The following is a 17970-nucleotide window of genomic DNA, read 5'->3' as shown; positions in this document are numbered from 1 at the left end:
AGGAGCGGGGGACACCGGACGCCACCACGGCCGGCGGCTGTCGGAGCCGTCGGACCCACACCGGGAACGACCGAAGCCCCGGCCGTCGGGCCGGGGCTTCGGTGATGATGCGGAGGCGGAGGGATTTGAACCCTCGATGGGCTTTAAGACCCAAACCGCATTAGCAGTGCGGCGCCATAGACCGGACTAGGCGACGCCTCCAGCACACCCGCGCGGTCGCGGGTGGTGCGTGCAGATGATGACACAGCCGGGTGGGGTGTCACCAATCGCTCCCCACGGTACTAGGCGCGCGGGCTCCTGGGCAAAGACGCGCTCACACCCCGATCGGCCCAGCCGGGGTTGCGCAACGCCCCGGCGCGCGGAGCGTTAGAGATGCCGGGACGCCGTCCCCCGAAGCGGGGCCCCGCCCCCGAACCTTCGCTTCCAGGAGTACGCATGCTGCGCCGCCTCGTCCTCACCGTCGCCGCGACGGCCACAGCCTCCCTCGCCGCGCTGACCGCCGCCGTGCCCACCGCGGGTGCCTCCCCGCACACGCCGATCCCGCTGCCGTTGCTCGAACCCGGTCAGCCGGAGCCGTCGGACCGGTCCGCGCCCGGTGACCGGCTCGTCGTGACCACCTCGGAGACCGGGAACCCCCAGGCCGACGGCACGTACGAGCTGACGTGCGGCGCGGCGGGCGGTCCGGCGGGCGGCTCGCACCCCGAGGCGGAGGCGGCCTGCGACCGGCTGGCCGAGTTCGCCACGGATCGGCAGGACCCTTTCAGTCCGGTCGGCGCGGACACCATGTGCACGATGCAGCACGGCGGCCCCGCCACCGCGCGGATCACCGGCACCTGGCGCGGGCACGACGTCGACGCCACCTTCGACCGCACCAACGGCTGCGAGATCCGCCGCTGGGAGACCCTCGAACCGGTTCTGCCGACCGCCCGCCAGGACGACGCCCGTACCACCCCGGTATGACACCCCGCCCACCCGGACGGCCCCGTCCCGAGGACCGGCGTAACCCGTCCCGGGGTTTCGGCCAACGCCCCCGCCCACGCCCGCTTGACGCCCCACGATGGCGCCCAGCGCTCCCGGCGGTACGGTCATGCGCAGGTCAGGGGGCGTCTCCGAGGGCCCGGGCAGACTGTGTGTACACAGAACCTTGGTGAGAGCTCCCCCTCATCCACCGCCGCGGCCGCATCCCCAGCCCTTAGACTCCCTCCAGTGACAGGCTGCGGCCGCGAGGGCAAGATGGCCCCGGCCGTCCGCCGCAGGATGCTGTAGGTCAGGGAGGAAGCGTCGTCGTGAGCAGCAGGCCATCCCGAGGCGCTGCTCGCCTCGCCGCCATACTCGACGCCCTCCCGGACGGGCTCGTCCTCGTCAACTGCAACGGCACGGTCGTCAACGCCAACACCATCGCCCTCGAGATGTTCGAGGCCCCCGGCACCGCGCTCGTCGGTCGCGGGCTCCTCGACCTGCTGCCGGCGTTCGACTCCAAGCTCATCCCCGGCTCGATGCGCCGCCCCGACTCCGCCGACGAGCGCGGCCGCACGAAGCCGACCCGGATGGTCGCACGCCGCACGGACGGCAGCGAGTTCCCGGTGGAGGTGACCAGCGCCAGCCTCGAGGACGGCCGTGAGGCATACGACTCGCCCGGCGTCGGAGGTGGCTACACCGGCGACGAACTGCTGATGCTCGTCGTGCGCGACCTGTCCGGCACGGTCGACACCGAGGCCGAACTCGCGCGCTCCCAGCGGCAGACCGAGATGATCCTGCGCGCCGCCGCCGAGGGGGTCGTCGGCACGGACACCGACGGCCGTGTCGTCCTCGTCAACCCGGCCGCCGCCCAGATCCTCGGCTTCCGCGCCAGCGACCTCGGCGGCAAGGAACTGCACCCGCTGATCCTGCACTCGCGCCCGGACGGCGAGCCGTTCCCGTACGAGGAGTCCCCGCTCGCCGACACGCTCAAGTCCGGGCGCAAGCACCGGGTCCGCGGCCAGATGCTGTGGGCCAAGGACGGCAAGCGCGTCCCCGTCGACCTGACCACCGCGCCGGTGCGCGACGGGGAGCAGCTGGTCGGCGCGGTCATGACCTTCACCGACCGGCGGCCCTACGAGGAGCAGGCGGAGCGGCACGCCGCGGAGCTCGCCGAACGGGACGAGAAGTACAGCACGGACATCGCGGAGCGCGACGAGAAGTACGCGACCGACATGGCCGAGCGGGACGCGCGGCACGCGGCCGAACTGGCGGAGCTGACCGAGAAGCACACCGCGGAGATCGCGGACAGGACCGAGCAGTACGCCGCGGAGATCGAGAGCCGGGACGAGCGGGAGGCCGCCCTGGCCGCCCGGCACGCCCAGCTGGCCGCGGTCCTCGGCGAGGCACTGCGCGGTCCCCTGGAGGAACTGCGCGGCGAGCTCGGGAAGCTGGCCGCCGACCCGGCCGGGCAGCTGTGGCCGGAAGCCAACCAGATCCTGCACCACCTGTCCGCGGGCTACGCCCGGATGACGACCCTGGTCGACAACGTCCTGGGCTTCCAGCGGCTGGACGCCGGTGCGGAGCAGCTGGACAAGGCCGTCGTCCTGCTCGACGCGGTCGTGGCGGCCGGTGTCGAGGGCGCGGTCGAACTGATCGGCCCCGGGCGGGCGCAGTTCGCGGTCCACGCCCCGCCGATCGAGGCCGAGGTGGACGGCGCACGACTGGCGACGGCGCTGGCGCATCTGGTCGCCGACGTCGCGGGCATCGACTCGACGGGCAAGGCCAGGGTGGTGCCGGGCGCCGGGTACGTCGACTCGACCATCGTGGTCGCGGCGGCGCAGCGCGGCGACGTCGTACGACTCGAAGTGCGCGGTCCCTACTCCGGCGGCGATCCGGTGCACGAGCCCATCGTCCGCGGCATCGTGACCGCGCACGGCGGCGTGCTGCAGACGCACGAGGTGCCGGGTATGAACGGCAGCGCCTACGTCCTGGAGGTGCCGCTCGGCAACGGGGCCGGAACGGTGGCCTCCGCGGCGGCCCCGGAGCAGGCGCCGTCCGTCCTCCCGGCGCAGGCCACGTCCGGTGGCGGGCGGCGGCGCGCGCGCCGGGCCTCGACGGACGCTTTCCTGGAGAGCCCGGTGGGCCCCGACGGCGCACCCGTCTCCGCCGAGCCCTCCGGGCGGCGCCGGGCACGTACGGAAGGTGACAAGGCCGGTGGCACCGGCGGCGAGCCTGCGGCGGCGAGCGGCGGCACGGGCCGTCGTCGTGGCCGGCCGAGCCCGGCCGAGGTCGAGCCGGCCGCCCTCCCGGCCGCGCAGGGCGGCTCCGTCGTGACCGCGGCGGAGGCCGTTGCGGGCCGCCCCGCGCTGGGCGACACCGTGCCGCCCCAGGGTGTGAGCCCCGAAGCCGCGGCCCCGCAGGGCACCGGGCGGCGGGCCCGGCGTGCCCAGGCGGCGCTTCCCGCGCCGCCCTCGAGCGGCACGGCCCCGGACGGCCCGGCGGCCACGGGGCGGACCGCGGACCCACACGGTGGACAGTCCGCCGGTCAGGGCGTCGCCGCACTGGAGCCCGCCACCACGGGAACCGCGTCCGGAGCGCAGCAGGGCGGCCGGCGGGCGCGGCGGGCGCTCGCGACCGGCAACGACCGGCCGGCCCCCGCCGAGGAGCCGCGCGGCCCGTTCGCGCTGCCGCCCGCCGAGGCTGACCGCACCCCCGCCGTCGCACCCGTGGACGAGGGCCGCCATGACCAGGGGCGTCCCGAGCCGGACGGCGATCACACCCCCCCGCAGCCGCACCCCGTGCCGACCGGACGTCGGCGTGCGCGCCCGGCCGAGGGCGGGACGGCCGGGCGGGGCGTCCCCGCACAGGCCGGTCCCTCGACCCCGCCCGCCGGCCTGGTGGCACCCACCGGCCCGGTACCGCCCGCCGGTCCCGCGACCCCCACGCCCACGCCCACGCCCGCCGGTCCGGCAACACCCGCCGCACCCGGCCCGGTACCCGCCGCCGGTCCCGCGACCCCGCCCGCCGGCCTGATGGCACCCACCGGCCCGGTACCGCCCGCCGGTCCCGCGACCCCCACGCCCACGCCCCCGCCCGCCGGTCCGGCAACACCCGCCGCACCCGGCCCGGTACCCGCCGCCGGTCCCGCGACCCCGCCCGCCGGCCTGATGGCACCCACCGGCCCGGTACCGCCCACCGCACCCGGCCCGGCACCGGCCGAGCCGCTCGCCCAGGATCCCGCCGCGAACGCCGCGCCCTCCGGTGACACCGGTTCCGTACCGCTGCCTCCAGCCGCCCCGGTCGCCTCCGGTGACACCGGTTCCGTACCGCTGCCTCCAGCCGCCCCGGTGTCGGCTGGGCCGCCCGCCCGGGCCCGTCGGGCGGCCCAGCCGCTGCCCGCCGAGGCGCCGGCTCCGGCGGCCGGGACGGCGACACCGGCGCGGGGGACCGCCGCACCGGTGCCCGCTGTCGAGCCGGTCGACCCCGACGCCTCGCAGGGCAGGGCGTTCAGCGTGCGCACGCTCGGCCAGGGAGTGCCGTTCGCCCAGCAGATCGCGCAGCAGCAGAACCGGCAGGCCACGCAGGCAGCGGCGCTGCCGCAGATCGCGGCCCAGAACCAGACGGCGGGCTCGGGCCGCCGCCGCAAGCTGGCCACCCGGCAGGAGGCCGAGCGCCAAGTGTCCGAGACGGGCGCGCGACTCCTTCCGCAGCAGCCGCAGCCGGGACCCGCCACCGCCCCGGGCCCGTCGCAGCGGCTCGGTGCGCCCACCGAGGGGCGGGCGTACGCGATCGGCGCTCCGGACGAGGGCGCGGAGGGCCCGGAGCCGCTGGACGGACCTGGTGGCGCGGTCGAGGTCGCCAACCGGCCGGCACCGCTGCCCCAGGACGACGAGCTTCCCCCCGAGCCGCTGGACAACCCGCGCCGGCTGCTGGTGTGGCCGGCGCCCGACGTCGCCACGCAGCAGGCGCTGAGCGACCGCGGCTACCGGCCGGTGATCGTGTACTCCCGCGAGGAGGTGGACGCGCAGATCGCCGCCTTCCCGGCCGCGCTCTTCGTCGATCCGCTGACCGGGCCGATCACCCGTACCGCGCTGCAGTCGCTCCGCCAGGCCGCGGTGGCCGCCGAGGTCCCCGTGCTGCTGGCCGCCGGACTGGGCCAGGCCACGCGCGAGGCCGCGTACGGAGCGGACCCCGCCGTGCTGCTGAAGGCCCTGGCGCCGCGTGACAGCGAACAGCATCCGTCCCGCGTACTGCTGATCGAACAGCACGCCGACATCGCGGCCGCCCTGACGGCCACGCTGGAGCGGCGTGGGATGCAGGTCGCGCGGGCCGCGACCGACGCGGACGCGGTGGCGCTCGCCCAGCAGACGCGGCCGAACCTGGTGGTGATGGACCTGATGCAGGTGCGCCGCCGCCGCGCCGGGATCATCGACTGGCTGCGCGCGAACGGGCAGTTGAACCGCACCCCGCTCGTCGTCTACACCTCGGCCGGGCTCGACCAGGCGGAGCTGCCGAAGCTCTCCTCGGGCGAGACCGTCCTCTTCCTGGCCGAGCGTTCCACGAACGCCGAGGTCCAGGGCCGGATCGTGGACCTGCTGGCGAAGATCGGGACCAACTAGGGCGGTGACCGGACCACCGGCCGACGCGGGCGCGGCGGTCGCCGGTCTCGTCGCCCGGGGCCGGGGCTCCACGAGGATGCGCCCCGGCGGACCGGGGCGCATCCTCGTGGAGCACGGCTTCCGGTTGCCCTCCGCGCTCGACGGCGGGCCGCTGGAACGCGAGGAGCTCCGGTCCGCGGATCGGGCACCCCTGGGCACCGGTCCGCCGCCGGAAACCGGAGACGCCCGGGTTCCGCAACGACGAGCTCGCGCGGACCCGACGGCGCGCCGAACGGACACGGCATGCCGCGGACGTCACACGGAGCGGACGCCACACGGGACAGAGGCAGCACGAGCAGCACGGAGCAGCGCAGCCGCAGCCGCAGCACGGCCCGGTACGCGTCGCGTACCGGGCCGTGCCCGAACAACGTGACCGCCCAAGAGCCGTCCCGCGGTCCCTGGGAGGTCGGCGCGCGGCGTCGGAGGCGGTGCATCGCACGGCGGAGAGTCGTCCTCGTACCGGATGTACCGGGGCGATTCGACAACGACGGCGAGGCGCCGCAGCTGTCCTCGTGCGCCCGCCGGGGACTGCGGGACGGTCGTCAGCGCACTTCGGTGACCTGCAGCTCGCCGTCCGCGTACTGCCGGCGGATGACCTTCTTGTCGAACTTGCCGACGCTGGTCTTCGGCACGGACGGGATGATCGCCCAGCGCTCCGGCAACTGCCACTTGGCGATGCGCCCGGCCAGGAACTCCTTCAGCGAGGCGTAGTCGGCGGTCGAGCCGTCCTTCAGCACCACCGTCGCCAGCGGGCGCTCGCCCCACTTCTCGTCCGGTACGGCCACGACGGCGGCCTCCGCCACCTCCGGGTGCGCCATCAGCGCGTTCTCCAGCTCGACGGACGAGATCCACTCGCCGCCCGACTTGATGACGTCCTTGGCCCGGTCGGTGAGGGTGAGGAAGCCGTCCGGGCCGATGACACCGACGTCACCGGTCTTCAGCCAGCCGTCCTCGCTGAACTTGTCGGCCGGCCGGAGCGGCTCGCCGGCCGCGCCGCCGTAGTACGCGCCCGCGATCCACGGACCGCGCACCTCCAGCTCGCCCGCGGACTCGCCGTCCCACGGCAGGAACTCCCCGCCCGGCCCGCGCAGCCGCGCCTCGACGCCCGCCGGGAATCGGCCCTGGGTGAGCCGGTAGCCGAACTCGGCCTCGGTGCCGACCGCGTGGGCAGGCGGCCGGGCGACGGTGCCCAGCGGCGAGGTCTCGGTCATGCCCCAGGCGTGGCAGACGCGCATACCGAGCGCGTCGAACGCCTCCATCAGCGACGGCGGGCAGGCCGAGCCGCCGATGGTGACCTGGGTGAGGGAGCTCACGTCGCGCGGCTTGGCGGTGAGCTCTGCGAGGAGGCCCTGCCAGATGGTGGGTACGGCCGCGGCGTGGGTCGGGCGCTCGGTCTCGATCATCTCCGCGAGCGGGCCGGGCTGCAGGAAGCGGTCCGGCATCAGCATGTTCACACCGGTCATCAGCACCGCGTGCGGCAGACCCCATGCGTTCACATGGAACTGGGGCACGACGACGAGGCTGGTGTCGGCGTCCGTCACGCCCATCGACTCGGCCATGTTGACCTGCATGGAGTGCAGATAGATCGAGCGGTGCGAGTACACCACGCCCTTGGGGTCGCCGGTGGTGCCGGAGGTGTAGCACATGGCGGCAGCCGAGCGCTCGTCCAGCTCCGGCCAGTCGTACGTGGTCGGCTTCCCGGCGAGGAGTTCCTCGTACTCGTGGACCCGGGCGGCGGCGCCGTCCAGCACCGAGCGGTCGCCGGGGCCCGAGACCACGACGTGCTCGACGGTCGGCAGGTGCGGCAGCAGGGGCGCGAGCAGGGGAAGCAGCGAACCGTTGACGATCACTACCCGGTCGGCGGCGTGGTTGACGATGAACACCAGCTGCTCGACGGGCAGTCGCAGGTTGAGCGTGTGGAGGACCGCGCCCATACAGGGGATCGCGTAGTAGGCCTCGACGTGCTCGGCGTTGTTCCACATGAGGGTCGCGACCCGCTCGTCACCGGTGACGCCCAGGTCGTCGCGCAGGGCGTGGGCCAGTTGGGCCGAGCGCTCGCCGATCTCACGGTAGCTGCGGCGTTGCGGCTCGCTCTCGCCCGTCCATGTGGTGACCTGTGAACTTCCGTGGATCGTCATCCCGTGCTTCAGGATGCGGGTAACGGTCAGTGGTACGTCCTGCATGGTGCTCAGCACGGCGTCCTCCCGGTGGGCGCACAGCTCCAAGGTGTGTGCAGATTCTGCGCACATACCAATCGGTATGTCACTACCCCCGGGTAAGAAAGCTCAGCGGACCGGGGACAGCTCCGGGTCCTCACGGAGCTTGCCGAGCGCACGGGAGACCGCGCTCTTGACCGTGCCCACGGAGACACCCAGCACCTCGGCGGTCTGGGCCTCGCTGAGATCCTCGTAGTACCTGAGGACGACCATCGCGCGCTGCCGGTCCGGGAGCCGCATCACCGCACGCCACATCGCGTCGTGCAGCACCTGCCGCTCGGCCGGGTCGCCCGGGGAGGCCCCGGAGGGCTCGGGCAGCTCGTCGCACGGGAACTCGTCCACCTTGCGCTTGCGCCACTGAGACGTGCGGGTGTTGAGCAGCGCGCGGCGGACGTATCCGTCGAGGGCGCGGTGGTCCTCGATGCGCTCCCAGGCGACATAGGTCTTGGCGAGCGCGGTCTGCAGCAGGTCCTCGGCGTCGCTCGGATTGGCCGTGAGGGAGCGGGCGGTCCGCAGCAGCACGGGCCCCCGCGCCCGTACGTACGACGAGAACGACGTGTAGGAGGTCGGCGGCACGGCGGCGCTGGAAGCGGTCGTGCAGACTGGCGTGGTCATGGCTCCACGCTAGGAGCGGGGCCTCCCAGCCGGATCGGCCCCAGGTCCCGAACCAGGATCCGCCTCAGGTTGTAGCGGTGAAGCGGGCCCCACCTCCTGTGGGTGGAGGAGGCCTCTGCTCCGGCTCAGGGTCCCGTGCGTCACCGGCTCAACCGTCCGTCCCGAGTACCAGTGCCGAGGTCGGGACGCCCGTACCGGCCGTGACCAGGGCGCGGGCCGCCCCGGCGGCCTGGTTCACGGAGGTGCCCCGCAGCTGTCTGACGGCCTCCGCGATGCCGTTCATGCCGTGCAGATACGCCTCGCCCAACTGGCCCCCGTGCGTGTTCAGGGGGAGCGTGTCCGCCGCGACGAACGCAGCCGCCTCACCCCGCCCGCAGAAGCCGAACTCCTCCAACTGCATCAGTACATAAGGGGTGAAATGGTCATAGAGGATGGCGACGTCGATGTCGGCGGGACCCATCCCCGAGGTCCGCCAGAGCTGCCGGGCCACGACGCCCATCTCGGGGAGTCCGGTGAGATCGTCGCGGTAGTAGCTGGTCATCTGCTCCTGGGCGCGGCCCGCGCCCTGGGCCGCGGCGACCACCACCGCCGGAGGGTGCGGAAGGTCCCTGGCCCGCTCGACGGAGGTCACGACGAGAGCCTGGCCGCCGTCGGTCTCCTGGCAGCAGTCCAGCAGCCGCAGCGGCTCGACGATCCAGCGCGAGGCCGCGTGGTCGTCGAGGGTGATGGGCCTTCCGTGGAAGTACGCCGCCGGGTTGCGGGCCGCGTACCGCCGGCCGGTCACGGCCACCGGCCCGAACGCCTCCGGCGTCAGCCCGTGGGCGTGGAGGTAGCGCCGGGCCGCCATGGCCACCCAGGACGCAGGCGTCAGCAGCCCGAACGGGAGGTTCCAGCCGAGGGCCGCCCCCTCCGCCGAGGGCTCGCGCCACTGCACCCCCGATCCGAATCTGCGGCCCGACCGCTCGTTGAAGGCCCGGTAGCAGACGACGACTTCGGCGACCCCGGCGGCCACCGCCAGGGCCGCCTGCTGCACGGTCGCACACGCCGCGCCGCCGCCGTAGTGGACGCGGGAGAAGAACGACAGCTCGCCGATCCCGGCCGCCTGGGCGACGGTGATCTCGGGGCTGGTGTCCATGGTGAACGTGACCATGCCGTCGACGTCGGAGGGGGAGAGGCCGGCGTCGTCGAGCGCGGCTCGCACCGCCTCGGCGGCCAGCCTCAGCTCACTGCGCCCGGAGTCCTTGGAGAATTCCGTCGCGCCGATACCGGCGACGGCGGCACGGCCGCCGAGCGAGTCGGCCCTGTGCAGGCTCATTCCGCCTCCTCCCCGGGCAGGCCGACGGTCACCGTGCCGGTGACGTGATGGCCGAGGCCGTTCGAGCCGACCACCCGCACCACGGCCGTGTCCCCGTCGACCTCGGTGACCGTCCCGGTCAACGTCATCGTGTCGCCCGGGTGGTTGGGCGCACCGAGGCGTATCACCACTTTCCGCAGCACGGCCTCCGGTCCGAAGCGGTCCGTGATGTACCGCCCGACGAGGCCGTTGGTCGTCAGGATGTTCATGAAGATGTCCGGCGCGCCCTTCTCCCGGGCGAGCTCCGCGTCATGGTGCACGTCCTGGTAGTCCCGGGAGGCGATGGCCCCCGCGACGATCAGCGTGCGGGTGATCGGAACGGCCAGCGGGGGCAGTTCGTCGCCCGCACGCGGGCCGCGGGCCGCGGTACCGCTCGCGCTCATGCCGTCGCCTCCTTCTCCTCGTGTGCCGCCGGTTGCTCGCGCGCCTCGCGCTCCACCCGCTCCCGACCGGCCAGCAACGCGCCGAGCTCGTCCAGCAGCCGGGCGCCGCAGCCCAGATGGGCGTCGATCTGGCGACCCCAGAGGAAGTGCCGGTGGACGGGGTGGCCCAGATCGGCGCCGACACCGCCGTGCAGATGCTGACCGGTGTGGACGACCCGTCGTCCGGCCTCGGACGCCCACCACCCCGCCGTGAGCGCCTGGGTGGCGCAGGACAGTCCTTCGTCGAACCGCCATGCCGCCTCGTACGCGGTGACCCGGATCGCCTCCGTGTCCATATGGGCGTCGGCCGCCCGGAGCTGGACCGCCTGCCGGGTGGAGAGCGGGCGCCCGAACTGCTCCCGCACGGAGGTGTGGGCGACGGCCCGGGCGAGCGAACCCGCGCACACCCCGGCCTGGAGACCGGCGAAGGCGACTCTGGCGGCGGCGAGCACATCCCGGTACGCCCCGCCGCTCCCGATCCGTTCGGCGGGTGTGCCGTCCAGCCGGAGCACGGCCGCGGCCCAGGGGGCGGTCGTCTCCACCGGGACGGTCGCCGCGTCCGCCACCCGCACCAGCCAGAGGCTGCGGTCCGCGTCCGGCACCAGGACGTGCGTGGCGTCCCGCAGCCACGGCACCCACCCCGTCGTCCCGGTCAGCCGGCCGTCGCCACCGGACCGCACCGCCCCCCCGTCGAGCAGGGCGTCGGCCCGTATCGCGCCTCCACCAGGAAAGGCGCCGGTCGCCACGGCCGAGCCGTCCCCGAACGCCGGCAGCAGGCGTGCCCGCTGCTCCTCCGTGCCGTGCCGGCCCAGGGCCAGCTGGCCGTAGACACAGCTCACCGCGAACGGCACCTGCGCGGTCGTGCGGCCCTGCTCCTCCAGCAGCAGGACCAGACCGAGCAGTCCGACGTCCTCCACCGCCGCGACGAGCCCGGCCTCGCCCAGGGCCTTCCACAGCTCGGCGTCCGTCCCCGCCCCGGCCGCGGCGAGCCGTTCCGGGGTGGAGAGGTCTCCGAAGATCCGCGCGGCCAGATCACGGGCCGCCGCCTGCCCGTCGGTCGGGGTGAAGTCCATGTCACCCCGCCCCTTCCGAGAGGGCCCGGAACACCGGCAGCTGCAGTTCCTCGTCGGCCCGCATGAACTCCAGCCGGACGGGCATCCCGATGCGCACCTTGTCGTACGGCACCCCGATCACATTGCTGACCATGCGCACGCCCTCGGCCAGTTCGATCAGTCCCACCGCGTACGGACCGGGCCCGTCCGGGTCCGGTCCCTCCCGGGACACGCCGTCGGGGCCGCCGAAGGCGGGAAAGCGCGGGTGGTGCATCACCACGTACGAGTAGACCGTCCCCGCGCCGTCTGCCTCGACCGCGTCCCACTCCGCGGAGCCGCACACCCCGCAACCCGGCAGCCACGGGAAGCGCGGCCTCGCGCACGAGGCGCAGCGCTGGATCAGCAGCCTGTGCCGGGCGACGCCTTCCCAGAACCCCGCGTTGTCCCGGTTGACCACCGGGCGGGGCCGCCGGGGCCGGGTTCCCCGCCCGGCCCCCGGCGCATACTTGAGGATGCGGAAGCGGTGCGTCCCGGCGAGCTCCCCGTCCGCCCGGACGTCCATCCTGGTCGTGATGAAGTAGCCGGCGCCCAGCCTGGTCGTCTTGCGCGGCGAGACCGCCTCGATCACGGAGTCGTAGGTGATCCGGTGCCCGGGCCGCAGCGGGCGCAGATACTCCTGCTCGCAGTCGGTCGCCACCACCGCGGCGAACCCGGCGCCGTCGAGCAGTGCGAACAACTCGTCGTGCGCTCCGGTGCGGCCGGTGTGCCCGGACAGCCCGCCCATCGTCCACGCCTGGAGCATCGTCGGCGGAGCGATCGCGTCCGGTCCCTCGTACGCCGGGTTGCGGTCGCCCATCGCCTCGCACCAGTGCCTGATCATCGGCGCGTTCACCGGGTCCTTGCCGACGCCGGGGGCCGAGGCGCCGCGCCCCTCGTACGCCTTCAGCAGCGGATACAGCTCGTCCTCGCTCACCGCTTCCCCCTCCGCATGCCGAGCCGCATCGTCGCGACGATCTCCCGCTGCACCTCGCTCACCCCGCCCCCGAACGTGTTGATCTGTGCCGCACGGTTCATCCGCTCCAGCTCCCCGTCCCCCACGGCGCCCGGTGAACCGGCCCTCACCAGCCCCGCCTCGCCCGTGATCTCCTGGCACATCCGGTACACCTCGACGGCCGACTCGGTGCCCATGAACTTCACACCGCTCGCGTCCCCGGGGGCGAGCCGGCCGGTCCCCACGTCCCCCACCAGCCGCCAGCTGAGCAGACGCGTCGCCGCGAGCCGGGCATGCACTTCGGCCAGCCTCGAACGCACCCAGGGCTCGTCGACGGCGCGCACGCCCGTCACCGGGTCGGGCGTGCGGGCCCGCTCCAGGGCCGCCGCCGCGAAGTCCTCCGCCTGCATGCCGATCGCGGCGAGTGCCACCCGCTCGTGGTTGAGCTGGCTGGTGATCAGTCCCCAGCCGCCGTTCTCCTCGCCGACGAGGTTCGTCGCGGGCACCCGGACGCCGTCGTAGTACGTCGCCGTCGTCGTGAGCCCGCCGACCGTCCTGATCGGGGTCCAGGAGAAGCCCGGCGCGTCGGTGGGCACCATGACGACCGAGATGCCCCGGTGCCGGGGTGCCTCGGAATCGGTGCGGCAGGCGAGCCAGATCCAGTCGGCGTTCTGGGCGTTGGAGGTGAAGACCTTCTGACCGCCGACGACCCAGTCGCCGCCGTCGCGCACAGCCTTGGTGCGCAGCGCCGCGAGGTCGGTACCGGCCCCGGGCTCGCTGTAGCCGATGGCGAAGACGAGTCGACCGCGCAGGATCCCGGGCAGGAAGGACGCCTTCTGTTCGTCCGTCCCGTACGTCATCAGCGTCGGGCCGACCGTGTTCAGCGTGACCATGGAGACGGGCGCGCCCGCGCGGTACGCCTCGTCGAAGAAGACGAACTGCTCGTCCGCACCCCGGCCCTGCCCTCCGTACTCGACGGGCCACCCGAGGCCGAGGAGTCCGTCGGTACCGATACGTCCGAGCAGCCTGCGCTGCTCGGCGTGGTCGTCCGCGGCCGGGGGACCGTCCGGCATGAGGGCACGGAAGTACGAGCGGAGTTCGGCGCGCAGCCGCTGCTGGCGCTCTGTCGGGGCGAGATGCACGACGGCGGCCTCCCGGGTGGCACGGGGTGGAGTACGGCGCAGGCGCAAGGTTTCTGACTGTCCGTCAGATTGCTTGTCCTGTCAAGGAGACGAGCACCGCCTCAGCCGTCCCGGACCACCCGTCGCGACCCTCGGGCGCACACGCGGCAACACGACCCCGTCCCACCCCGCAACGGCGAACGGTCCGCACGCCGGTACCGGAGCACCGCCGCGCAGACCGTCGTCCGCCCCCGCTCACCCCTCCCCGGGCGGCGCTCCTACCAGAGCGGCAGGAAGGTGATCGCGATGTTCTCGTTCGACTGGTCGATCGCGGTGAAGGCCGAGCCGTTCACGGAGGCCGTGTTGTTCTGGTTGGACGCACCGGCACCGGTGGCCACCTGCTGGGTGGTCGTCGAGTTGCCGAGGTTGTGGCCCCCCACGCCACTGCCACTGACGGTGGCCACGGCGGCGTTCGATCCGTCGCCCGCGAAGGCCCCGTTGTCGGCGTGCGCCACACCGGCGAAGAGGGCGGCGGCCAAGGGCAGCGCGGCGACGGCGGCCAGGGTGCGGACGGTACGGATGCTTGCCATGTCGATTCCTCCGAAGCATTGGAAGTGCACCGGACAGCGGCGCACCGAAACGTGCGGAACTACGGCTGGAAACGGAGCGGTTGGCCGACCGCACCGGTCGATCTTCACGACGTCGCGCATCCAGAGTTGCCCAGCGGGCCTCCGGCGAACCACCCCGGAGGCGGTGATTCGCCCTCAAGCGTGAGGACATGTCGATAAACCCCCACCCGGCCGCGGACCTCGCAGCTCAGCCGCCCGAGCAGGGCCAGGTCCGCCGATGCCGGGGGGAGAAGCGTTACGGCACATTTTCGGCCAATCCCCTCCCCTTCCCTTACTCGAACATTCGTACGAACATGGAGCCATGGCCACCACCGACCGGCACACCGCCACCCTGGCCCTCGCCCACGCCCTCTCCGCCGCCGAGCGCGGGCTCCCCGTGATCCCCCTGTCCCCCACGAAGCTCCCCGCCCTGCCGTCACCGCACCGCCTGGACCCGGAGCCGGCCCACTGCCGGGGCGAGTGCGGCCTGCCCGGGCACGGCGTGCACGACGCGACGGCCGACCCCGCCGCCGTCCGCGCCCTCTTCTCCGCCGCGCCCTGGGCCACCGGGTACGGCATCGCCTGCGGACGCCCGCCGCACCACCTGATCGGTGTCGACCTGGACACCAGGACGGCCGCCACCGGCGCCACGGACTCGGCAGCGGCCCTGCGGCAGCTGGCGCTCCGGCATCTGTTCACGATCCCGGAGACGGTCACCGTCATCACCCCGAGCGGCGGCCGCCACCTGTGGCTGACCGGCCCGTCCGACGTGGTGGTGCCGAACTCGGCGAGCCGCCTCGCCCCCGGGATCGACATCCGCGGCGCCGGCGGCTACCTCGTCGGCCCGGGATCGGTGTCGGCGCACGGCGCGTACCGGCTCGCACCGGGCTCGGCCGAGCTGCCGCCCGCCCCGTGCCCCGACGCCCTGCTGAAGCTGATCGCACCCCCCGCGGCCACCCACCGCCCCGCGCCCGCCCGGGCCCCGCACGGCCAGGGCCTGATCCACTTCGTGCTCGCCGCCCACGAGGGGCAACGCAACACCCGGCTGTTCTGGGCCGCCTGCCGGGCGTACGAGAACGGCATCGGCGAGAGCCTCGCCGACGCGCTGACCGAAGCAGCCGTGCGCGCCGGGCTGACCGAGCGTGAGGCCCGCGCGACGATCGCGTCGGCCGCACGGCTGACGAGCCGTTGAGCCCCGGCACACCGCGGCCGTCCGTGCGCCGTGATCCGGGCGTCCGTCGGCACCGGACCGATGTCCCGACCCTCGATCCTTCGTGATATGCCTCACACGGGAATGCCGCCAATCGAGGGCAACTGTCCGGCTTGAGTGATTCACCCGCGGCATGAGGCAGCGTCAGCCGCCCTCCAGCCCGCGCAACTTGCTTCCGCAGCACCGGCGGCGGTCATACGATCACCACCGACCAGTCGCCCTGCGTGAGGGAAACCGCGGCGGCTGCCCGTGCTCCCGTACCAGACACCGGACCCCAGAAAAGGGTGCTCGTGACACTCCGCCGCACCGTGGCAACGGCCGTCGCCGCTGCCGTGACCACGCCCGCCGTACTGTTCGGCACCACGCCCGCGTTCGCCGACGACAGGCCGACCGCCTCCATTGCCGCCCCGGTCACCCCCGAGGACGCCGCATCGCGCGCCGGTGTGCTGCGCGGCGGCACGCCGGCCGGCAAGATCGACGCCGGCCGGAACGAGGCCGGGGTTCAGGCCGCCGATCCCTCCGTCGAGGAGCTCAAGAAGGCCGCCGCACAGGCCCGGAAGGCGTACGACGACGCCGTCGCCGCGGAGAAGGCCGCGCTGGCCGCCGTGGAGGCCGCGCACTCCGACGACTTCCCGCTCGCCGTCGTGGCCGAGGCGGCGGCGAAGGCGGCGGCCGACGCGACCACCGCCAAGACCGACGCCGACAAGGCCCTGGCCGACGCCGAGGCCGCACTCGCCGCACTGCCCGAGACCGCCGGACCGGAGGAGAAGGCCGCCGCCGAGAAGGCCGTCGCGGACGCCGCCACCGCGGCCGGGACCGCCGCGGCCGCCAAGACCGCGGCCGACGAGAAGGCGAAGCGGACCGCCATCGACCTGGGCGACGCCCGCGTCGCCTCCGTACGGGAGCTGGGCAAGGCCCAGGAAGCAGTGAAGAAGGCCCTGGAGGCCAAGAAGGCCGCCGACAAGGCCCTCGAGGACGCCCTGGAGGGACAGGAGCCGGTCCCGTGCCGGCCCGAGAGCGAGCTCACCGCGACCCTCTCCGGCCTGCCCGCCCGGATCACCGCCGGTTCGACCGTCGAGATGGAGCTCCGCATCACCAACGGCACGGACAGGACGCTCGACGAGGTCTGGCCCTTCGTCTACGTCCACGGGATCGAGAAGGGCGGCTACGCGCCCATCGACGACCACATGCACCTGCAGTGGTCCACGCCCACCCAGACCTGGACGGCAGCGGGCGACGACTACACAGCCGGTTCCGTCACCTCGCTGAAGGCCGGTACCCACGCCGACATCAAGCTGCGGCTGACGGTCGACGCCGGCACGCCCGACGCCGCGGGCGTCGCTTTCATCGCCGCCGACTACGTCAACGAGGACGGCACCTGCGGCGGTTCGCCGGAGCTGACCCCGTACGACTTCGAGGTCACCGCCAAGACCGCGCCGTCCGCCTCCCCGTCGTCCAGCGCCGGCACGGGCACGCAGACCCAGACCACGACCACGCAACCGCTCACCACCACGAGCGGCAGCCTCGCCAGCACCGGCTCCTCCGCCGCCCTGCCGCAGCTCGCCGCCGCCGGCACGGCCGTGGCCCTCGGCGCCGGCGCGATCCTCGTGGCCCGCCGCCGGAGGACGGACTCCGCTTCCTGACCGCGGCGACGCGGAACACGACGGACGGAAGGGCTCCCCCGGGCGGTTTCCAGGGGGCGCCCTTCCGCGCGCGCCGTCAGCGCTTGCTGAAGACGCTGACCGGCCGCTCCTGCCGCTCGCCGTCGACGATGACGTCGACGTACTCGTTGTAGAAGGCGATCCGGTCCTTGATGACGCCCACCGCCGGCAGCGGATCGGGATAGCTCCAGGCGATGTCGGGCGGCACATCGCCCTGTCCCGCCCACGACCAGTACTCGGTCGCCACGCCCTTGTACGGGCAGCGGGTGCTCGAGTCGGTCGGGGTGAACAGGTCGAGGCGCACGTCCTCGCGCGGGAAGTAGTAGCGCACCGGCAGATCCGTCTCGAACAGCAGCACCGGGGACCGCGTGTCCGCGACGACCGTGCCCTCGATCTCGACCTGGACACGGCGCGTGCTGGGCAGTGCGTCGACGCGCTTGTGGGGATCACGTGGGTGCACGAAGATCTCCTCCTCCTCTTCGTACCAGTGGTCGAGGACCTCGCGACCGAACCAGGCGAAGCACACGTACCCGGCCAGCTCCTCGCCGGGGCAGCCCCAGGCCGCGGAGCGTACGACCTCGTCGCCCACCACGAGGTCGTAGAAGTCGGTCGCCCCCGCGTGGCGCCGCCCGGGGGGCCGCTGGAACCTCCGCAGCAGGTCCATCCGGACGTCCGCGGCCGGGAACGCGTAGACCGGCACGGGAACGCCCGGCTCCCACACCAGCACCGGCCGGCGGCTGTCGACGACGGTGACGCCGCCCTTCGTCCCGCGGACCCAGCGTTCACTGGGCTCCCAGACCAGGCTGTCGACCGGGTCGGGACGGCGCCGGACCACCGGCGCGGTCCCGGACGTGCTCCCGGGTGCCGCCATGGCCTCCTCCTCCGGTCGGTACCGCGTCCTGCGGCCGGTACGGCGCCTCCGGCCCGCGGACCGCGCCGCCCTCCTGACCCCTCCACCTTGGGGTTCCGCGACCCCGGGCGCAACGCCGCGTCCGCAGCCCCGTGGCGGCGGTTTCCGGAGCGCCGCCACTGCGGGACGGCCGGCGCCGCGGGCAGCTCCTCCCGCACCCCGCCGCCGGCGCGACGCCCGTCCTCGATCGTC

At 73.9% G+C, this 17970-nt stretch carries 13 protein-coding genes and 1 tRNA gene; 4 read left to right on the top strand and 10 right to left on the bottom strand.

The genetic code is table 11. From position 1 onward, the window contains the following. Positions 1-110: 110 nt before the first annotated feature. Positions 111-201: transfer RNA gene (locus O7595_RS17200), tRNA-Ser, on the bottom strand. Between the two features lie 234 nt (positions 202-435). On the opposite strand from O7595_RS17200, the gene O7595_RS17195 reads away from it, so the two are divergent. Both O7595_RS17195 and O7595_RS17190 read left to right on the top strand, forming a co-directional pair. Continuing rightward, positions 436-960: an SSI family serine proteinase inhibitor gene (locus O7595_RS17195; RefSeq protein WP_269729553.1), complete on the top strand. Its 525-nt coding sequence runs from the start codon at positions 436-438 to the stop codon at positions 958-960. 326 nt (positions 961-1286) lie between these two features. Next, the gene (locus tag O7595_RS17190) at positions 1287-5579 is read left to right on the top strand and encodes a PAS domain-containing protein (protein ID WP_269729552.1); all 4293 of its coding nucleotides are present in this window, start codon (positions 1287-1289) and stop codon (positions 5577-5579) included. Between the two features lie 581 nt (positions 5580-6160). Here the strand turns inward: O7595_RS17190 and O7595_RS17185 are convergent. The 8 genes from O7595_RS17185 to O7595_RS17150 all read right to left on the bottom strand — a co-directional run bounded on the left by O7595_RS17185 (position 6161) and on the right by O7595_RS17150 (position 13979). After that, positions 6161-7813 carry a long-chain fatty acid--CoA ligase gene (locus O7595_RS17185; RefSeq protein WP_269732522.1) on the bottom strand — a complete coding sequence of 551 codons (1653 nt, stop codon included), beginning with the start codon at positions 7811-7813 and terminating at the stop codon, positions 6161-6163. 90 nt (positions 7814-7903) lie between these two features. Beyond that, on the bottom strand, positions 7904-8449 hold the full coding sequence (locus O7595_RS17180) for a SigE family RNA polymerase sigma factor (protein ID WP_269729551.1): 546 nt from the start codon (positions 8447-8449) through the stop codon (positions 7904-7906). Between the two features lie 148 nt (positions 8450-8597). Beyond that, a complete protein-coding gene (locus O7595_RS17175; protein WP_269729550.1) occupies positions 8598-9764 on the bottom strand; it encodes a lipid-transfer protein in 1167 nt (388 codons plus the stop codon). Continuing rightward, positions 9761-10186 (bottom strand): MaoC family dehydratase, encoded by a 426-nt coding sequence (locus tag O7595_RS17170; protein WP_269729549.1) that lies wholly within the window; start codon positions 10184-10186, stop codon positions 9761-9763. The genes O7595_RS17175 and O7595_RS17170 overlap by 4 nt, the downstream gene beginning before the upstream one ends. Next, positions 10183-11298, bottom strand: coding sequence for an acyl-CoA dehydrogenase family protein (locus tag O7595_RS17165; RefSeq protein WP_269729548.1), 1116 nt, complete (start codon positions 11296-11298; stop codon positions 10183-10185). Before O7595_RS17165 ends, O7595_RS17170 begins: the two co-directional genes overlap by 4 nt. A 1-nt stretch (position 11299) precedes the next feature. Then, positions 11300-12250 carry a bifunctional MaoC family dehydratase N-terminal/OB-fold nucleic acid binding domain-containing protein gene (locus tag O7595_RS17160; RefSeq protein ID WP_269729547.1) on the bottom strand — a complete coding sequence of 317 codons (951 nt, stop codon included), beginning with the start codon at positions 12248-12250 and terminating at the stop codon, positions 11300-11302. Beyond that, positions 12247-13410: an acyl-CoA dehydrogenase family protein gene (locus tag O7595_RS17155; RefSeq protein ID WP_269729546.1), complete on the bottom strand. Its 1164-nt coding sequence runs from the start codon at positions 13408-13410 to the stop codon at positions 12247-12249. The genes O7595_RS17160 and O7595_RS17155 overlap by 4 nt, the downstream gene beginning before the upstream one ends. Before the next feature lie 257 nt (positions 13411-13667). Beyond that, positions 13668-13979: a hypothetical protein gene (locus tag O7595_RS17150; protein WP_269729545.1), complete on the bottom strand. Its 312-nt coding sequence runs from the start codon at positions 13977-13979 to the stop codon at positions 13668-13670. A gap of 340 nt (positions 13980-14319) precedes the next feature. Here O7595_RS17150 and O7595_RS17145 point away from each other — a divergent pair, with 340 nt between their 5' ends. Together O7595_RS17145 and O7595_RS17140 are read left to right on the top strand one after the other, a co-directional pair. Next, on the top strand, positions 14320-15189 hold the full coding sequence (locus O7595_RS17145; protein ID WP_269729543.1) for a bifunctional DNA primase/polymerase: 870 nt from the start codon (positions 14320-14322) through the stop codon (positions 15187-15189). Positions 15190-15515: 326 nt separating this feature from the next. Further along, positions 15516-16850, top strand: a complete 1335-nt coding sequence (locus O7595_RS17140) for a hypothetical protein (protein WP_269729542.1) — start codon at positions 15516-15518, stop codon at positions 16848-16850. Positions 16851-16926: 76 nt separating this feature from the next. On the opposite strand, the gene O7595_RS17135 is transcribed toward O7595_RS17140, so the two are convergent. Next, the gene (locus O7595_RS17135; protein ID WP_269729541.1) at positions 16927-17739 is read right to left on the bottom strand and encodes a DUF427 domain-containing protein; all 813 of its coding nucleotides are present in this window, start codon (positions 17737-17739) and stop codon (positions 16927-16929) included. Positions 17740-17970 lie beyond the last annotated feature (231 nt).

This window comes from Streptomyces sp. WMMC940, assembly GCF_027460265.1.
In the GTDB taxonomy this organism is placed as follows: Bacteria; Actinomycetota; Actinomycetes; order Streptomycetales; family Streptomycetaceae; genus Streptomyces.
This window is presented reverse-complemented; position numbering and strand designations above follow the sequence as displayed.